14 protein-coding genes are annotated in these 18225 nt (G+C 72.3%); 8 read left to right on the top strand and 6 right to left on the bottom strand.

The window, feature by feature from the left end; genetic code table 11:
- Nucleotides 1-123 precede the first annotated feature (123 nt).
- The 3 genes from ACFWPQ_RS37030 to ACFWPQ_RS37020 all read left to right on the top strand — a co-directional run bounded on the left by ACFWPQ_RS37030 (nucleotide 124) and on the right by ACFWPQ_RS37020 (nucleotide 2826).
- Nucleotides 124-333 (top strand): hypothetical protein, encoded by a 210-nt coding sequence (locus ACFWPQ_RS37030; protein WP_384044883.1) that lies wholly within the window; start codon nucleotides 124-126, stop codon nucleotides 331-333.
- Nucleotides 334-2469, top strand: a complete 2136-nt coding sequence (gene malQ / locus ACFWPQ_RS37025; protein WP_384044880.1) for a 4-alpha-glucanotransferase — start codon at nucleotides 334-336, stop codon at nucleotides 2467-2469.
- A gap of 93 nt (nucleotides 2470-2562) precedes the next feature.
- The gene (locus ACFWPQ_RS37020; protein ID WP_361294291.1) at nucleotides 2563-2826 is read left to right on the top strand and encodes a hypothetical protein; all 264 of its coding nucleotides are present in this window, start codon (nucleotides 2563-2565) and stop codon (nucleotides 2824-2826) included.
- A gap of 106 nt (nucleotides 2827-2932) precedes the next feature.
- On the opposite strand, the gene ACFWPQ_RS37015 is transcribed toward ACFWPQ_RS37020, so the two are convergent.
- Entirely contained in the window at nucleotides 2933-3532 is a 600-nt protein-coding gene (locus ACFWPQ_RS37015; protein WP_384044876.1) for a TetR family transcriptional regulator, read from the bottom strand.
- A gap of 142 nt (nucleotides 3533-3674) precedes the next feature.
- Here ACFWPQ_RS37015 and ACFWPQ_RS37010 point away from each other — a divergent pair, with 142 nt between their 5' ends.
- A complete protein-coding gene (locus ACFWPQ_RS37010) occupies nucleotides 3675-5162 on the top strand; it encodes an FAD-dependent monooxygenase (protein ID WP_384044873.1) in 1488 nt (495 codons plus the stop codon).
- A 5-nt stretch (nucleotides 5163-5167) separates the two neighbouring features.
- Here the strand turns inward: ACFWPQ_RS37010 and ACFWPQ_RS37005 are convergent, their stop codons facing one another.
- From ACFWPQ_RS37005 to ACFWPQ_RS36990, 4 genes are all read right to left on the bottom strand, one after another.
- A complete protein-coding gene (locus tag ACFWPQ_RS37005) occupies nucleotides 5168-5626 on the bottom strand; it encodes a DUF5707 domain-containing protein (protein ID WP_384044870.1) in 459 nt (152 codons plus the stop codon).
- Between the two features lie 220 nt (nucleotides 5627-5846).
- Complete coding sequence (pepN, locus tag ACFWPQ_RS37000; RefSeq protein ID WP_384044867.1) at nucleotides 5847-8420, bottom strand: aminopeptidase N; 2574 nt, start codon at nucleotides 8418-8420, stop codon at nucleotides 5847-5849.
- A gap of 109 nt (nucleotides 8421-8529) precedes the next feature.
- Nucleotides 8530-9318: an SDR family NAD(P)-dependent oxidoreductase gene (locus ACFWPQ_RS36995; RefSeq protein ID WP_384044864.1), complete on the bottom strand. Its 789-nt coding sequence runs from the start codon at nucleotides 9316-9318 to the stop codon at nucleotides 8530-8532.
- Nucleotides 9319-9453: 135 nt separating this feature from the next.
- Nucleotides 9454-10473 carry an aspartate-semialdehyde dehydrogenase gene (locus ACFWPQ_RS36990; RefSeq protein ID WP_384044862.1) on the bottom strand — a complete coding sequence of 340 codons (1020 nt, stop codon included), beginning with the start codon at nucleotides 10471-10473 and terminating at the stop codon, nucleotides 9454-9456.
- A gap of 298 nt (nucleotides 10474-10771) precedes the next feature.
- Here ACFWPQ_RS36990 and ACFWPQ_RS36985 point away from each other — a divergent pair, with 298 nt between their 5' ends.
- Together ACFWPQ_RS36985 and ACFWPQ_RS36980 are read left to right on the top strand one after the other, a co-directional pair.
- A complete protein-coding gene (locus ACFWPQ_RS36985) occupies nucleotides 10772-11299 on the top strand; it encodes a sigma-70 family RNA polymerase sigma factor (RefSeq protein ID WP_384045034.1) in 528 nt (175 codons plus the stop codon).
- A 2-nt stretch (nucleotides 11300-11301) separates the two neighbouring features.
- Nucleotides 11302-12093 carry a hypothetical protein gene (locus ACFWPQ_RS36980; protein WP_384044860.1) on the top strand — a complete coding sequence of 264 codons (792 nt, stop codon included), beginning with the start codon at nucleotides 11302-11304 and terminating at the stop codon, nucleotides 12091-12093.
- Nucleotides 12094-12192: 99 nt separating this feature from the next.
- On the opposite strand, the gene ACFWPQ_RS36975 is transcribed toward ACFWPQ_RS36980, so the two are convergent.
- On the bottom strand, nucleotides 12193-15510 hold the full coding sequence (locus ACFWPQ_RS36975; protein WP_384044857.1) for a S8 family serine peptidase: 3318 nt from the start codon (nucleotides 15508-15510) through the stop codon (nucleotides 12193-12195).
- Between the two features lie 208 nt (nucleotides 15511-15718).
- Between ACFWPQ_RS36975 and ACFWPQ_RS36970 the strand changes: the two genes are divergently transcribed.
- Both ACFWPQ_RS36970 and ACFWPQ_RS36965 read left to right on the top strand, forming a co-directional pair.
- Entirely contained in the window at nucleotides 15719-16183 is a 465-nt protein-coding gene (locus ACFWPQ_RS36970; RefSeq protein WP_384044854.1) for an NUDIX hydrolase, read from the top strand.
- A 244-nt stretch (nucleotides 16184-16427) separates the two neighbouring features.
- Nucleotides 16428-18224 carry a TIGR03767 family metallophosphoesterase gene (locus tag ACFWPQ_RS36965; RefSeq protein ID WP_384044851.1) on the top strand — a complete coding sequence of 599 codons (1797 nt, stop codon included), beginning with the start codon at nucleotides 16428-16430 and terminating at the stop codon, nucleotides 18222-18224.
- Nucleotide 18225 lies beyond the last annotated feature (1 nt).

Genomic DNA, 18225 nt, shown 5'->3' with positions numbered 1-18225 from the left:
GGCGGAGTTCATCGCGTCGCAGCGCTGATCGCCGTCCGCGGGGAGTGCCCCTGCGGCGACGGGGTAGGCCTGGTCTGACCCGGCATTCGCCGCCGTACCCGACGTCGTGACGAGGAGGCCGCCGTGGCCGCAACGGTGCATCATCCGATCCCGGCCCAGTCCAAACCCCCGGTGGAGACCGCGGAGGAGCCCCACCTGTGCGTGTTGAGCGCCGAGGGCGCCTGCGCGCAGGCCCCGCTGACCAGTGAGCCGCCGCTGCCCGACGCCGAGCCCCTCACCAGCGAACCGCCGCTCGCCGACGCGGCGCCGCTGACCAGCGAGCCGGGGTTGTAGATGAACGAAGCCCTGGACCCGGGGCTGCGCCGGCTCGCGGAGCTGCACGGCGTCGCCACCTCCTACAGTCCCGCCCCGGACCGCACCGTCGCCGCCTCCGCCGGTGCCGTGACCGCCGCCCTGGGCGCCCTGGGCGTCGACGCGAGCACCCCGGACGCCGTCCGCACCGCCCTCGCCGACCGGGAACGGGAACTCGCCGAACGGCTGCTGCCGCCGACGGTCGTCCACTGGGCGGGCACCGGCGAGATCGCCCTCGGCCTGCCCGCCGGCACCCGCCTGGAGGTGCGGACGGAGGACGGGGAGAGCCGGAGCGATGTGGAGGATCTGCCGCTCGGGGTGCATCTGCTGACCGCCGCCGCCCCCGACGGCCGCACCGCCCGCGCCCACCTGGTCGTCGCCCCCGAGCGGCTGCCCACCCCAGCCACCCGCTCGTACGGGATCCTCGTCCAGCTCTACTCGCTCCTGTCCCGCCGTTCCTGGGGCATGGGCGACCTCGGGGACCTCGCCGAGCTGGCCGACTGGGCCGGCCGCACCGCGGGCGCCGGGTTCGTCCAGGTCAACCCGTTGCACGCGGCCGTACCCGGAGCGCCGACCGACCCGTCCCCCTACCGCCCCTCCTCCCGCCGCTTCCCCGACCCGGTCCACCTGCGCCCGGAGGCCGTACCCGAGTACGCCGAGTACGCCGAGTACGCCGAGGACACCGCCACGGGCCCCGGCACCGCCACCGGCGCCGTCACGGGCCGTGCCGCCGTCACGGGCCGTGCGGTCCGTGCCGCCGTCACGGACCGTGCCGAAGCCCTGCGCTCCGCCGTCCTCGACCAGGGCGCCCTCATCGACCGGGACGCCGTGTGGGAGCTGAAGCGGGAGGCGCTGGAGAAGGCCGCCGCCGCACCGCTCGCCCCCGGCCGGCAGGCCGCCTACGACGCCTTCCGCGCCGCGGAGGGGCAGGCCCTGGAGGACCACGCCACCTGGTACGCGCTCGCCGAGCGGCACGGCTCCGACTGGCACCGCTGGCCGGCGGAACTGCGCGACCCCCGCTCACCGGAGACCGCCCGCGCCCGCGCCGAGCTGGCCGACCGGGTCGGCTTCCACTCCCGCCTCGCCTGGCTCACCGTCACCCAGCTCACCGCCGCCCAGCGCGCCGCCCGCGAGGCCGGCATGCCGGTCGGGATCGTGCACGACCTCGCCGTGGGCGTGCACCCGGCGGGCGCCGACGCCTGGGCCCAGCAGGACCACTTCGCCGCCGGGATGTCCGTCGGCGCCCCGCCCGACGCCTTCAACGCCCGCGGTCAGGACTGGGGCCTGCCGCCCTGGCGCCCGGACCGCCTCGCCGCCTCCGGCCACGCCCCGTTCCGCGAACTCCTGCGCGCCCTCTTCCGGTACGCCGGAGCCCTGCGCATCGACCACGTGATGGGCCTGTTCCGGCTGTGGTGGGTGCCGCAGGGCAGCCCGCCCACCGAGGGCACGTACGTCCGCTACGACGCCGAGGCCATGCTGGCCCTGCTGGCCCTGGAGGCGACCCGGGCCGGAGCGGTGGTGATCGGGGAGGACCTCGGCACCGTGGAGCCCGGGGTGCGCGAGACGCTGGAGCGGCACGGGGTGTTCGGCACGTCCGTGCTCTGGTTCGAACGGGACTGGGACGGCGACGGCCGCCCGCTGCCCCCGGCCCGCTGGCGCGCCGACTGCCTCGCCACCGCCACCACCCACGACCTGCCGCCCACCGCGGCCCGCCTCACCGGCGAACACGTCGAACTCCGCGACCGGCTCGGCCTGCTCACCCGCCCGCTGGCGGAGGAGCGGGCCGAAGCGGCGGCCGACACCGCGGAATGGCTGGCCCTGCTGACCCGCCTCGGTCTGCTCGCCGCCGCCGACACCGGCGACGAGGAGGCCGAGATCCGGGCCGTGCACCGCTTCCTGCTCCGCACCCCGGCCCGCATGATCGGCGTCTGGCTCCCGGACACCGTCGGCGACCGCCGCCCCCAGAACCTCCCCGGCACCTGGGACCAGTACCCGAACTGGCGCCTCCCGATCGCCGACGCCAAGGGCCGCCCGGTGACCCTGGAGGAACTGACGGCCTCGGAGCGGGTGCGCGCGCTGTTCCGGACCCTGCACACCGACCGCCCGTCCACGGCGTGAGTACGGGCCGCCGCAGCCCGCCGCAGCCCGCGGCGGCCCGTACAGGTACCCCCGGACGCGCGCCCCCCAAGTCGGCCCGCTAACTTTGGGTTCGTGGACAAGAAGAACGCCCTGCGCGCCGGCGCCCTGGCTGCCGGTACGACGCTGATGATGCTGCTCATGTCGTCGCCCGCCCTCGCGCTCACGCGTGACGACGGTGACGACCCCGGCCCGGGCCTGAGCGTCGTCCAGACGCTGGGCCTCTACGTCCTGACCCCGCTGGTGCTGTTCGCGGTCATCGCCGGTCTGGTGATGGTGCTGGACAAGTCCAAGGTCCGGGTCACCAAGCCGAGCGCGAAGGCCAAGGCGAAGGCCTGACACCCGCTTCCCCCGCTTCTCCACCGAGGGCGCCGGTCGCCTTCCGTACGTACCGCACGTACGGGAGCCGACCTGCGCCCTCGGCGCGTTTCCCGGGGCGGGTCGCTCAGGGGCTCGGCGTGGTCAGATACCGCTGCACGGTCGGTCCGAGCCACGCCTCGATCTCCTCCCGGGCCAGCGCCACGACCGGCGGCAGCCGCACCACGTACCGGGTCAGCGCGAGCCCCATCAGCTGCGCGGCGCACAGCCCGGCCCGCGTCGCCACCTGCTCGGGGTCCGGGCACACCCGCCGAGCCACCGGCACCACCTGGTCCCGGAAGATGCCCTGGAGGCGCTCGGCCCCCGCCTTGTTGGTGACGGCGACCCGCAGCACCGCGGTGAGCTCCTCGTTCGCCTCCCAGATGTCAAGGAAGTGCCCCACCAGCGCCCGCCCGACCTCGGTGGGCGGCACCTGGGACACGTCGGCCATCCGCAGGTCGAGCGTGACGGCGGCCGCGAAGAGGCCGTCCTTGCTGCCGAAGTAGCGCATGACCATCGAGGGGTCGATGTGGGCGTCCTTGGCGATGGCGCGGATGGTGGCGCGCTCGTAGCCGTCGGCGGCGAAGCGCTCGCGGGCGGCGGCCAGGATGGCGGAGCGGCTGGCGTCGGAGCGGCGCGCCGCCGGGCCGCTCGCGGAATCCGTGCTTCTACTGGGGGTGCCGGTCATGCCAACGAGCGTAGGCCAACGAACGTGGGCCAACAAGTGTGGGCCAACAAGTGTTGACCGCGGAATGGGTCCGGCCTAGGCTTGTCAACAAGCGTTGGCCAACATCCGTTGGCAAACGAGCGCAGGTATCCAGGAGGCCCCCATGAACGGCACGACTGGCACCCCGGGAACCACCGGCCCGGCTCCCGCCCTGGGCTCCGGAACCTCCCGTGTGATCGTCGTCGGCTCCGGCCCCACCGGCCTTCTCCTGGCCGGTGACCTCGCCGCCGCCGGCGTCCCGGTCACCCTCCTCGAAAAGCGCCCCCACAAGATCAGCAACCTCTCCCGCGCCTTCGCCCTGCACGCCCGCGCCCTGGAGCAGCTCGACGCGCGGGGCCTCGCCGACGAACTCGAAGCCGTCGGCGAGCCCCTGGCCCGGCTCAACCTCTTCGACGGCCTCACCCTCGACCTCGGCACCCTGCCCTCCCGTTTCCGGCATGTCCTCGTCCTCCCGCAGTACGAGATCGAGAAGGTGCTGGAGCGCCGGGCGGCCGAGGCGGGCGTCGACTTCCGCCACGAGTCCGAGGTGACCGGACTGACCCAGGACGCGGACGGGGTCACCGTGCACGTCAGGGGCGGCGCGGACCTGCGCGCCGCGTACGTGGTCGGCGCCGACGGGATGCGCAGTGCCGTGCGGGAGGCGGTCGGGCTGCCGTTCCCGGGGCGGTCGGCGATCCGGTCCGTCGTCCTCGCCGACGTGCTGCTCGCCGAGAAGCCCGCGACCCTGCTGACGGCCGCCGCGGTCGGCGACGCGTTCGCGTTCCTGGCGCCCTTCGGCGACGGCTACTACCGCGTCATCTGCTGGCACCGCGGCCGCGACGTCCCCGACCACGAGCCGGTCGGCCTCGACGAGGTCAGGGAGATCACCCGGCTGGCCCTCGGCAAGGACTACGGGATGCACGACGCCCGCTGGATGTCCCGCTTCCACAGCGACGAACGCCAGGTGCCCAGCTACCGGGTCGGCCGGGTCTTCCTGGCCGGCGACGCGGCGCACGTGCACACCCCGGCCGGCGGCCAGGGCATGAACACCGGCCTGCAGGACGCGGCCAACCTGAGCTGGAAGCTCGCCGCCGTACTGCACGGTCACGCGGACCCCGGTCTGCTCGACACCTACCAGGGCGAACGCCACCCGGTCGGCAGGTCGGTCCTGCGCAGCAGCGGCGCCATCGTCCGCCTCGCGATGGCCAAGGGCCCCCTGCTGGCGGCGCGGAGCGTGCTCATCCGCGCGCTGGGCCACGCCGGCCCGGTCCGCCGCAGGATCGTCGGCCAGATCACCGGCATCGGCTACCGCTACCCCGCGCCGCGGGGCGCCCACCGTCTCACCGGCACCCGGGCCCCCGACCTCGCCCTGGCCGGCGGCGGCCGCCTGTACGAGGCCCTGCGCGGCGGCCGGTTCGTCCTGGTCACCCCGGATCCGGACCCGGACCCGGGCCGGGGCCCGCGGTACGGCGACGACCGGCTGGCCGTGGCGCGGTGGCGGAGCGGCCGTCGTACGACCGTTCTGGTGCGCCCCGACGGATACGTGGCCTGGGCGGGCGAGGACGCCCGGGCGCCGGAGATCGAGCAGGCGCTGGCCGCCCATCTCGGGTGACCGGTTCAGGAGAGAGAGAAGTCGGCGGCCTTGGTGTCGAGGGTGGTGTGGCCGTCCTTGGCCGTGGCGAGTACGGCGATGTGCCAGGTGCCGTGCGTGGAGGAAGCGACGTCGGCGGCGGACACCGCGTCCTTGTAGACGCAGCGGACGGTGTGGCCGCCGGCCGGGGTGCAGGTCGCCGACTCCACCGAGGCCATGTCCTTGGCGGTCAGCGGCTTCGTCGCGAACTCGGACTTCTCCGGCCAGGCCAGCACCTTCAGGTTCTTGACGCCGGAGGGCGCGGTGACCTCGGTGGTGAAGGAGAGCGAGCCGTCCCGGGTGCCGTCGGGGGCGGTGTAGTGGACGGTGCTGTGCGCGAGGGCGGGCGACGGCTCCTGGTCGCCGGCGTAGGCGAGGGCGAAGGCCCCGGCCCCTCCGAGCACGACGACACCGGCGACCACGGACAGGGCGATACGACGGGACATGGCGAGTTCTCCGTAACTGGCTCAGGCCGGCTCGGAACTGTCCGAGCCGAAGGGACCCGGCGCTCTCTCCCGCGCCGTTGCGTCGATCCTCGCAACGCGCAGCCGCCCCGGGCGTGAGCACGGATACTCAACTCGTCCTGGGTGATAGGTACTTCGTGAGTGAGGTGGGGCGCCCGGCGCAGATCGCGCCGGGCGCCCCACCGCCCCGCCGTCGTACCGCCTACTCGGCGGCCGCGTCCGCCGCCTGGGCCTTCAGGGCGCGCTCGACGCCCGCGCGGGACTCCGAGACGAGCCGGGCCAGGGCCGCGTTCGGCTGGGCCGTGGCCAGCCAGGTGTCCGTCTTGGCCAGGGTCTCCTGGGAGACCTGCAGGGACGGGTAGAGGCCGATCGCGATCTGCTGGGCGATCTCGTGCGAGCGGGAGTCCCACACCGACTTCAGGATCTCGAAGTACCTGTCGGTGTAGGGCGCCAGCAGCTCACGCTGGTCGGTCTGGACGAAGCCGCCGATCACCGCCTCCTGCACGGCGTTCGGCAGCTTGTCGGAGTCGATGACCGACGCCCATGCCTCCGCCTTCGCCTCCTCGGTCGGGCGGGCCGCGCGGGCGGTGGCCGCGTGCCGTTCACCCGCGGCCGTCCTGTCCCGCTGGTACTCGCCCGCGATCTCCGCCTCGTCGAAGCGGCCGACCGCGGCCAGCCGCTCCACGAACGCCCAGCGCAGTTCGGTGTCGACGGCCAGGCCCTCGATGGTGTGGGTGCCGTCCAGCAGGCTCTCCAGGAGGTCCAGCTGCTCCGGTGTGCGGGCGGTGGCCGCGAAGGCGCGCGCCCAGGCCAGCTGGTGGTCGCTCGCCGGCGCGGCGGACCGCAGGTGGGCCAGCGTCGCGTCGGTCCAGCGGGTGAGCAGGGCCTCACGGGCGGCCGGGTCGGCGTACAGCTCGACGGCCAGCTTCACCTGGCGGTGCAGGGACTGGACGACACCGATGTCCGACTCCTTGCCGATGCCGGACAGCACGAGGGACAGGTACTCGCGGGTGGGGAGTTCCGCGTCCCGGGTCATGTCCCAGGCGGACGCCCAGCACAGGGCGCGCGGCAGCGAGGACTCGAAGTCGCCGAGGTGCTCGGTGACGAAGCGCAGCGACTGCTCGTCGAGGCGGACCTTGGCGTACGACAGGTCGTCGTCGTTGAGCAGGAACACCGCCGGGCGGGTGCGGCCGGTCAGCTGCGGTACGGCGGTCAGCTCGCCGTCCACGTCCAGCTCGATCCGGTCGGTGCGCACCAGCTTGCCGCTCGCCTCGTCGAGGTCGTACAGGCCGACCGCGATCCGGTGCGGGCGCAGCGTCGGCTCGCCCTTGGCGCCGGCCGGCAGCGCCGGGGCCTCCTGGCGGATGGCGAAGGAGGTGACGACACCGTCGGCGTCCGTCTCCACCTCCGGGCGCAGGATGTTGATACCGGCCGTCTGCAGCCACTTCTGCGACCAGGTGCTCAGGTCGCGCCCGGAGGTCTCCTCCAGGGCGCCCAGCAGGTCGGACAGGCGCGTGTTGCCGTACGCGTGCCGCTTGAAGTACGCCTGCACGCCCTTGAAGAACTCGTCCATGCCGACGTACGCGACGAGCTGCTTCAGGACGGACGCGCCCTTGGCGTAGGTGATGCCGTCGAAGTTGACGAGCACGTCGTCCAGGTCGCGGATCTCGGCCATGATCGGGTGCGTGGAGGGCAGCTGGTCCTGCCGGTACGCCCAGGTCTTCATGGAGTTGGCGAACGTTGTCCACGAGTGCGGCCAGCGCGACCCGGGGGCGTACGCCTGGCAGGCGATGGAGGTGTAGGTGGCGAACGACTCGTTCAGCCACAGGTCGTTCCACCACTCCATGGTGACCAGGTCGCCGAACCACATGTGGGCCAGCTCGTGCAGGATGGTCTCGGCGCGCGTCTCGTACGCCGCGTCGGTCACCTTGGACCGGAAGACGTACTGGTCGCGGATGGTCACCGCGCCCGCGTTCTCCATCGCGCCCGCGTTGAACTCCGGCACGAACAGCTGGTCGTACTTGGTGAACGGGTACGCGTAGTCGAACTTCTCCTGGAACCAGTCGAAGCCCTGCCGGGTCACCTCGAAGATCGCGTCCGAGTCGAGGAACTCGGCGAGCGAGGGACGGCAGTAGATGCCCAGCGGGACGCTCTGGCCGTCCTTCTCGTACACGCTGTGCACCGAGTGGTAGGGGCCGACGATCAGGGCGGTGATGTACGACGAGATGCGGGGCGTCGGCTCGAAGACCCAGACGTCGTCCTTGGGCTCGGGCGTCGGCGAGTTCGAGATCACCGTCCAGCCGGTCGGCGCCTTCACGGTGAACTGGAAGGTCGCCTTCAGGTCCGGCTGCTCGAAGGAGGCGAAGACCCGGCGGGCGTCCGGCACCTCGAACTGGGTGTAGAGGTAGGCCTGCTCGTCGACGGGGTCGACGAACCGGTGCAGGCCCTCACCCGTGTTCGTGTACGCGCAGTCCGCGACGACACGGAGGACGTTAGGGCCCTCCAGCAGGCCGGGCAGCGCGATCCGGGAGTCGGCGAAGACCTCGGCGGGGTCCAGCGGATCACCGTTCAGGGTGACCTCGTGGACCGCCGGGGCCACCAGGTCGACGAAGGATTCGGCGCCGGGTTCGGCGACGTCGAAGCGCACCGTGGTCACGGACCGGTAGGTACCGCCCTCCTGCGCGCCGGAGAGGTCGAGATCGATCTCGTACGAGTCAACGGTGAGCAGCTTCGCCCGCTGCTGTGCCTCTTCGCGAGTCAGGTTTGTGCCAGGCACGCGGTCATCTCCTCGTTATGTGTGGGTTGCGCCATCCTTCCACGGGAGCAGGGACGAGGGCGACGAGGGAAAACCCCAGAGATCGCGCGGTCGGAGGCCCCGGGCCGCCTCAGACGGCCGTCGTGCCCCCGTCGACCGGGACGGCCGCGCCGGTGACGAAGGAGGACCGGTCGCTGCACAGCCAGAGCGCCGCCTGGGCCACCTCGGCGGGGTCGGCCATCCGCTTCTGCAGCGTCTCCTGCTCGAACTGCCTGCCCAGCTCGGGCAGCTCACGGACGACCCGGTCCATCATCTCGGTGAGCGTGCTGCCCACCACCAGCGCGTTGACGCGGATGCCGCGCTTCCCGTACTCGGCCGCGGCGGCCCGGGTGAGCCCGAGGACGGCGTGCTTGGCGGCCACGTACGCGGCCGAGGCCCCGGTGGCCCGCTGCCCCGCGACGCTGGAGGTGTTGACGATCGTGCCGCCGCCGTCGCGGAGCATCACGGGGACCTGGGAGCGCAGGCAGTTCCAGACGCCGCGCACGTTGACGTCCATGGTCCGCTCGTAGACGTCCTGGCCGGTCTCGTGCAGGTCGGTGCCGGCGGTGCCGAACCCGGCGTTGTTGAAGGCGCAGTCGAGCCGGCCGAAGGCGTCGACGGCCGTGCGCACGACCCGCTCGACGTCGTCGGCGGAGGCGACGTCCCCCGGTACGGCGAGGGCCCGCCCGCCTGAGCCACGGATCTCCTCGACGAGCGACTCCAGCCGCTCCGCCCGCCGGGCGGTGACCACGACCGCGGCCCCCTCACGGGCGAAGAGCCGGGCAGCGGCGGCCCCGATCCCGCTGGAGGCCCCGGTGATCATGGCGACCTTGCCGTCGAGGACAAGCGACCTGTCACACGACGGCCGACTGTTGCTCACGGTGTCGGGCTCCCCTTCGATGACGAACCTGCTACAACGCGCCCGAAGGGGCGCGGGGAACTGCGCGACCGGCCAGGACGGCGCCGCACTCGCCCGACGGCAGAACGCGGCACCCCCTGAGGCGCGCACGGCCCCCTACTCGGCCGACAGCTCCGCCGCCACCAGCTCCGCGATCTGCACGGCGTTCAGCGCGGCCCCCTTGCGGAGGTTGTCGTTGGAGACGAAGAGCGCGAGGCCGTTCTCCACCGTCTCGTCGCGGCGGATCCGGCCGACGTACGACGGGTCCCGGCCGGCCGCCTGCAGCGGGGTGGGGATGTCGGACAGTTCGACGCCGGGCGCGCCGGCGAGCAGCTCGGTCGCGCGCTCCGGGGAGATCGGGCGGGCGAACCGGGCGTTGACCTGGAGGGAGTGCCCGGAGAACACCGGGACGCGGACACAGGTGCCGGAGACCTTGAGGTCGGGAAGCTCCAGGATCTTGCGGGACTCGTTGCGCAGCTTCTGCTCCTCGTCGGTCTCGTTCAGACCGTCGTCGACGAGGTTGCCGGCGAAGGGCAGGACGTTGAAGGCGATGGGCCGCTTGTAGACCTGCGGCTCCGGGAAGTCGACCGCCGCGCCGTCGTGGGTGAGCTTGTCCGCGTCGGCGGCGACCTTCTGCACCTGCCCGTGCAGCTCCGCCACGCCCGCGACACCGGAGCCGGACACCGCCTGGTAGGTGGTGGCGACCAGCGCCTCCAGGCCCGCCTCCGCGTCCAGCACCTTCAGGACCGGCATCGCGGCCATCGTGGTGCAGTTCGGGTTGGCGATGATGCCCTTCGGGCGGTTCGCGATCGCGTGCGGGTTCACCTCGGAGACGACCAGCGGGACCTCGGGGTCCTTGCGCCAGGCGGAGGAGTTGTCGATCACGACGGCACCCTGCGCGGCGACCTTCTCCGCGAGCGCCTTCGAGGTGGCCCCGCCCGCCGAGAACAGCACGATGTCCAGGCCGGTGTAGTCGGCGGTCGCCGCGTCCTCCACCGGTACACCGTCGAGCACGGTCCCGGCCGAGCGGGCCGAGGCGAACAGGCGCAGCTGGGTGACGGGGAAGTTCCGCTCCGCGAGGATCCTGCGCATGACCGTGCCGACCTGACCGGTGGCTCCGACGATTCCGACCCTCACGGCGACTCCCTCTGCATACGTTGACCTGTGTCTGCGGCCTTTCCATCATGCGGCCGACCCGGGTCCACCTGTCCAATTCTTTGCCCGCCATGCCCACCGACTGGACCAGCCGCCCCGTGGAACTCCCGCCCGCACCCACGCTGAGCTGCAGAAATTACCTCCACTTGGCCGTCGTGCCGCAAGCTGTGCTGCGCCGCGCGCCGGTGTGACGTACGCCTCGGAGAAGATTTCCGGGAATCCGGCCGAACGTTTCCGGGGGCTGCGGCGTCGTAGGAGAAACGCGGTGAGGGGGTGGGTTGTGCTGCGCAGAAAGGCCCGCCGCGCCCAGGGGGACCAGCACGGTGACCCTCTGGACGCGGACCAGGAGCGCCGGGTGCGTGCGGTGCTCGCGCTGGGCGGCGTACCGCAGGCGGACCTGCTGGACGGGGTACAGCAGGTACGCCTGCGGTTGCTGGAGCGGGCGGCCGGCGGCCAGGAGGCGCCGCGGGACGTGTCGGCGTGGGCGGCGGTCGTCGCCTCCCACCTCGCCATGGACTGGCACCGCGCCAAGCGCCGCCAGGAACGGCTCGGCGAACGGCTCGCCTCCCTCCGCCAGCCCGACCACGCCGTGGGCGAGGACACCCGGCTGCTCTCCGTCGCCGTCGCCCGCGGTCTGGACGAACTTCCGGACTCCCAGCGCCAGATCCTCGTCCTGCGTTTCTACGCCGACCTGCCGGTCCGCGGGATAGCCGAGGAACTGGGCATCCCCGAGGGCACGGTCAAGAGCCGCCTGCACACGGCGGTACGGGCCCTGCGCGCCCGCCTGCACGAGGACGAGGTGGTGTGAGCATGACCGCCGAACACGACGACCACGACGCCCGCGACGCCCGCGAGCGGTACGACGGCCGGGGCGAGGAGGAGACCGACGCCCTGTTCGCCGTCCTCATGGACGAGCCGCTCTCCGACGAGCGGCGCGCCGACCCCGCCTTCATGGCCGAGCACCGCGCCGCCACCGCCGACCTGGCGCTGCTGCGCGAACAGCTCGGGATCATCGGCGACACCCTTGCCGAGCCACCGGCCGCCACGCCCCGGCCTCACCCCCGGCCGGCCCGGCGCCGCCGCCCCTGGCAGCACCCCGGCGTCCGGGCCCTCGGGTTCGCCGGTGCCCTCGCGGCCGCGTTCGCCGGGGCCGTGTTCGGCATCGGCTGGCTCGCGGCCAACGGCGGTTCGAGCGCCATGTCGAGCGGTGCCAGTTCCGACAAGGCCGACAGCAGCGCGTCGGGCACGGCCGGCCAGGGCGGCAAGGAGCAGGCCGCCGGCCCCGGCTACCTCGCCTGCGCCCGGCTCGTCGTCGAGGGCACGGTCACCGGGGTGCGGCAGGTCGCGGACTCCGGCACGGAGCGCGTCACCCTGCACGTCACCCACGCCTACAAACCGGCGAAGACCGCCGAGGAGGTGGAGTTCCTCTTCGAGGACGGCACGGACGCCCGGGTCCGCACGGGCGCCCGCCTGCTGGTCGGCATCACGGCCGGGCAGCAGGTGCCCGACCGGTACGCGGTCGGGGAGTCGGAGATCGCCCGGGAGCGGTCCTGGATCGTCCGGGACCTGCCCGAGTCGCGCACCCTGACCTGCCGGAAGTGAACCTGCGGGAAGGGAACCTGCGGGAAGTGAACCTGCCGGAAGGGAAAGCGAAGGGGCGGGCGCCCCGCAGGACGCCCGCCCCCCCAGCACCGCAGTCGCCTACGGCGTGACCTTCTCGATCTTCACGCTGCCGGTGCCGGCGGCCGTGCCGTGCGCGTTGACCAGCTGGACCTGCCCGAAGAACTCACGTCCCTCGGGGGCCGCCGCGGCCGCCGTGACCTGGCCGGTCACCGTGGCCGAGGCACCCGTGCCGAGCTTGACCGGCGTGGCCCCGTCGACGGTGACGGAACCGAGCGCGGGGGAGAAGAACACGTCCCGGTAGTCGTAGTCGGTGGAGCCGGCCGGGACCGAGTAGCCCACGACCTCGATCGTGTAGGTCCCGGCGGCCGGCGAGGCGATGGAGACGGCCTCCTCCGAGTCGCCGTCGGCGGACTGCGCGACCTGCGTGCCGGACGCGTCGTACACGGTCAGGTCCAGGTCGGCCGAGGCGTCCGACACGTTGCCGATCGCCACGTCCAGCGAGGTCGCGCCCGCCGGCACGGTCACCGTCGTCGTCTGGGTCTCGCCCTCCTTGATGGCCGGGCGGGTGGTCTTCGAGGAGCCGAGCGGGCCGCCGGTCAGCTTGCCGTCGAGGGCGGCGAACTCGTTGGTCACCTTCCAGGAGGCGGTGACCGGGGTGCCGACCTTGGCCTCCGGGACGGTCACCGTCTCCGGGTCGAAGGCCGCGCCGAGCACAGTGACGTCCAGCCGGTAGGGGTTGTCGAGCAGCGGCGAGGTGCGGCGCGACTCGACCTCGATCTCCCAGACCCCGGCCTGCGGGTCGGCGTACGAACGCACGTCGGGCTTGCAGCCGTTGCCGTCCAGGTAGTTGTTGTAGCAGTACGGGGTGCCGGTGTTCTCGACCGGGACGCCGTACGGGTGGATGGCGATGAACCGCGTCTGGCTCTTGTCGGCGAGCCCGCTCATCGCGACCTCGAGGGTCCTGGCACCCTCCGGCACGGTCACGAAGTACGACGTGGAGCTGTTGCGCTGCACCGAACTCGACGCCGAGTAGGTGTAGTCGACGGGGGACGACACCACGACGGTCGTCAGGATCTGCTTGTCGACGCCCTCGGTACGCGGGTCGTCGACCTCCAGGATCGCGGACTTGATGCCCGAACTCCTCGGCTTCGCCTGCACCTTGACCGTCACCGGCTGGTTCAGCGGCAGCGTCACCTCGTCGGACCCGAGGATCTTGAAGGTGTGCCCGGCGTTGTTCTCGAAGCGCAGCTCGTGCCGGATCGCCTTGTCCGCGCCGGAGGTGCGGGTGATGGTGACGTCGTACGTCTTCTTCTGCCGGACCTTGAGGCCGCCCTCGCGGTCGTAGAGCCCGGTGCCGTAGCCCGGGGTCTTCAGGGCGGAGTCGATCGCGGTGTCGACGGGCGCCTTGACGGTGTAGTCAGAAGGCACAGCGTCGTGCGCGGTGGCGTGGTCGCGGATGGACTCCCACGCGTCGACGATGTCGATCCGGCCCGCGCCCTCCTCGTACGCCTGGACGCCCTTGATGTGGTGGGCGGTCGACGTCAGCGCGGTGCGCAGGTCGGCGGGGGAGAGGGCGATGCCCTTCTCCTTGGCCGCGCTCAGCAGCAGCGCGCTCGCGCCCGCCGCCTGCGGGGAGGCCATCGAGGTGCCCTGGAGCATGGAGTAGCCGGCCGGCAGCGAGTAGCCCGCCTCGGCGACCGGGGCGCCCGGCAGCCAGGTCTGGGTGGTGTTGATCGCGGCGCCCGGGGCGACCAGGGTCGGCGTGAAGCCGCCGTCCTCGCGCGGGCCGCGCGAGGAGAAGGGGAGCAGCTGGTACTTGGTGGTCACCTGGGAGCCGTAGTTGGCCGCCCAGGTCTCCCTGGAGATGGCCGCGCCGACCGAGATCACCTTGTCGGCCAGGCCGGGGTCGCCGATGGTGTTCGCACCCGGGCCGGAGTTCCCGGCCGAGATCACGAGCTGCACGCCGTAGGTGTCGATGAGCCGCGTGTACAGCTCGGCGCGGGCGTTGTTGCCGTCGTTCAGCGCCGGGAGGCCGCCGATCGACATGTTGACGATGTCGACGCCCCGGTTGGTGACCAGGTCGATCATGCCCTCGGTGAGGGCGACGTTGGTGCAGCCGCCGGTCCAGGTGCAGGCCCGGGAGGAGACGATCTTCGCTCCCGGGGCCGCGCCGTTCATCTTGCCGCCGAACAGGCCGTTGGCGGCGGTGATGCCGGCGACGTGGGTGCCGTGCTCGGACTCGATGACGCCGATGTTGACGTAGTCGGCCTTCGCGCCGGACGCGTTGTAGACGACGTCCTTGCGGATCTCGACCACGAACGGGATGCGCTCGACGACGTCCGTGGCCGGGTCGTCCGTGCCGAAGTAGCCGATCTGGTAGCCGTCCTTGTACGGCTTCATCGGCACGTCGTCGGTGAAGTCCAGGTTGTCGTTGCTGTCGACGCGCACGGTGCCGGAGGCCGGGTCGTACAGCACACCCCAGGCGTCGGTCGTGTCGCCGTCGCGGTTCAGGTCGCCCTTCATGTCGCCACCGGCGGTGGCCGACTCGTACATGTAGTTGAACTTGTACGAACCCGCGGGCGCCTTGAACGTCTCGGTGCCCTGGCTCGCCGTGGTGATGGAGAACGCCGGGCCGGCGGCCGCGACGGTCATCCGCCGCCAGGTGCCGTCGCCGTCGTTGACCGGGTCGGTCGAGGTCACCCAGTCGACGATCTTCCGCTCGCCGGTGGTGGTCTTCTGCAGCGCCGGGTGGCCGAGGTCCACGCCGGAGTCCAGGATGCCGATGGTGATGCCCCGGCCGTCCGCCTTCGGGTGCTCCTTGACGAAGTCGACGGCGCCCGTCTCGAAGGCGGGGTTGTAGGGGTTCGCGGCGGGGGTGTTCTTGTTCGGCGCCGAGTAAGTGGTCTTGGCCGTCTTGGCGTTGGAACTGCTCCCGCTCGCCGTCGGGTCGTCGAGCTGGATCTCCTGGCGCAGGTCGATCGCGTGCACCGAGGACAGCTTCGCGGCGGCCGCGATCGCCGAGTCCGCCCGCCCGGTGGGGACGGTGGCCCGGACGTAACCGAGCTTGTCGTACGTACGGCCCACCAGGCCGCCCTTGACCGCGTCCAGCTCCTCGGCGACCTGCTCGGTCTGCCCCGGCGCGGTCGCGATCATCATCGTGACGTTCTTGGTGCCGTCGGACTTGGCCTCGGCGAGCAGGGCCGCGTCGTCCGAACCGAGCTTGTCGTGGGCGGACTTGACGCCGGGGTCGGCGGCGGTGGCGGCGGTGGCCGGGGCCGCGGCGGCCAGGGGCAGCGGCCCGGCGGCGGAGAGCGCGGCCACGACACCGACGGCGAGGGCCAACCGGCCCAGGCGTCTGTGGCCCGGTATCGGGTCGTGCTGGGGGGTGAGGGTCATCTGCATCCCTTGTAGGTAAAGGAACGAGCGTGGAGCGGCTGGACATGGTCATGTCCGGCGCGTAGGCGCACAGCTTTACCCAAGGGAACGGTCTTTTGGGAACGTTGACCGAATCGATATGAACGTATGGGGAAAACCCCCTATCTGTGTCCTTGCTGTGGGAGGAAATCCGTTGGCCGCCGCCCGCCCGGGGCCCTACCGTTCCGACGTGCGAGAGAAGCTCAGGGTGGCGGCCTACGCCGTGTGTGTCCGTGACGGTCAGGTCCTGCTCGCCCGGTCACCGGCCGACGACGGCACACCCGAGTGGGTCCTGCCGGGCGGCGGCATGGAGCACGGCGAGGACCCGTACGACACGGTCCGCCGCGAGCTCATGGAGGAGACCGGCTACCGCATCGAGGTGACCGGGCTGCTCGGCATCGACTCCTTCCGGCAGCGCTTCGCCCGCGGGACCCTGCTGTCCCGCACGACCGACCACCACGGCGTGCGGATCATCTACACCGGCGAGGTCGTCGGCGGCGAACTGCGCAACGAGGTCGACGGCTCCACCGACATGGCCGCCTGGCACGACCTGGACGCCGTGCCGGACCTGAGGCACATCCGGCTGGTCGACGTCGCCCTGCGGCTGTGGCGGCAGAAGCCGGCGGCCGGGCGGTTTGCGGAAGAGCAGTCGTAAGGGCCGGAGACCCTCCCCTACCCCGGCAGATGAACGCGGAGTGACCGGCCCCCGGACGCCCGCAATCCGCTCCATGGCCGGTCCCCACCTCGCCTGATCCACGTACGGTGATCGGCGCTGCGCGTTGCCGCCGCGTTCACGCGCAGGTCATCCCCGGTGCCAACGATCCAAAGTGAGCGGGAAGTTCGCGGAAGCGATCGCCCGTGACCACTGCCGACGCGTTCGTACTCGGGGAGATCGCGCCATGTCGCGCATACGCTCTGTCGCCACCTCCGCGGCCCTCAAGGGCCGCGAGGCACTGGAGATCAACCGCCGTACCGTGCTCGCCGCCGCCGGAGCCGTCTCGCTCTCCGCAGGCGTCGGACTGGCCCTGCGCCCCACCGGCAGCGAGGCCGCCCCCGCCACTCCCGCCGCCCCCGCCGTGGCCGAGGAGCAGCAGCCGGTCGCCGAGGGCCGCCAGGCCGCCGCGGCCCCCCTCGCCCCCTACACCAAGGGCACCACCCTCGCCTCCGTCGCCGCGCCCCGGAACAGCTCCGGCTTCCGGCGGCTCGGCGACGGCGCCGGCTGGTCGCGCGTGGTGCGCTCCGACCTGGCCGCCGCCAAGTCCGGCCGCGCGGGCCGCCGTACCGCGCTCGCCGCGTTCGTGCAGTTCACCGACCTGCACCTGATGGACGTCCAGCACCCGCTGCGCCTGGAGTTCCTGCGCGCCCACGACCCGCACGCCTGGCGCCCGCACGAGGCGCTCACCGTGCCCGGCGCCATCTCGCTCGTCGAGCGGGTCAACGCGCTGCGCGGCGCCCCGGTCACCGGCTCGCCGCTGCACTTCGTGATGACGACCGGCGACAACACCGACAACAACGCCCACTCCGAACTGGAGTGGTTCATGAAGGTGATGAGCGGCGGCCGGATCACCCCCAACACCGGTGACCCCAAGCACTACGAGGGCGTCCAGAACAGCGGCCTCAAGCTGTACTGGCAGGCCGCCTCCACCGTCCGCGACGGCGACAAGGCGCTCGGCTTCCCGCACCTCGCCGGCTATCTGGCCGCCGCGATCCGCGAGGTGAAGAGCCCCGGCCTGAACCTGCCCTGGTACTCCACGGTCGGCAACCACGACGCCCTGCCGCTCGGCTGCTTCGGCTCGCACGCCGACCCCTGGCTCGCCGCGGCCGCGATCGGCGGCAAGAAGCTGATGACGGTGACCGACGCCGAGGCCAAGAAGCTCCAGGACTCCATCCGCGCCGCCAAGGACCCCAAGGGCAGCGGCTACCGCGACTTCCTGAAGGCGCACGCCCGGTCGATGCGCTCGGTCACCGCCGACGAGAAGCGGGCCCCGTACACCTCCGCGGACTACCTCAAGGCCCACCTGGACCCGGCCTACCAGGGCTTCGGCCCGGTCGGCCACGGCTACTCCAGCGCCAACGTGGCCGCGGGCACCCAGTACTACGCCTTCCGTATCTCCGACGACGTCATCGGCATCAGCCTCGACACGACGGACGCGGGCGGCCACTACGACGGATCGATCGGAACGGCCCAACTGGCCTGGCTGGAGCAGACCCTGAAGGAGAACAAGGACTCCTACGCGGTCGTCTTCAGCCACCACACCAGCCAGACGATGACCAACACCCGCCCCGACCCGGCCCACCCGAGCGACGGCCGCCACACGGGCGCCGAGCTGGTCACCCTGCTCAACCGCCACGCCAACGTGCTGGCCTGGGTGAACGGTCACATCCACCGCAACCTCATCACCCCGCACAAGGCCTCGAACGGCAACACCTTCTGGGAGATCACCACCGCCTCGCACGTCGACTACCCCCAGCTCGCCCGGGTCGTCGAGCTGGCGAACAACAAGGACGGCACGATCTCCCTCTTCACCACCCTGATCGAGTCGGCCGCCCCGCACCGCACGGACTTCTCCGACCTCTCCCAGACCGGCCTCGCCGCCCTCTACCGCGAACTGGCCTTCAACGCCCCCGGTTCCAGCAAGGTCCTGGGCGGCAACCCGACGGACCGGAACACGGAACTGGTCCTCAAGAAGGGCTGAA

Source organism: Streptomyces sp. NPDC058464, assembly GCF_042721035.1.
Lineage (GTDB): Bacteria > Actinomycetota > Actinomycetes > Streptomycetales > Streptomycetaceae > Streptomyces.
Note: the sequence above shows the minus strand (reverse complement) of the source record. Positions and strands in the feature narration are given on the sequence as shown.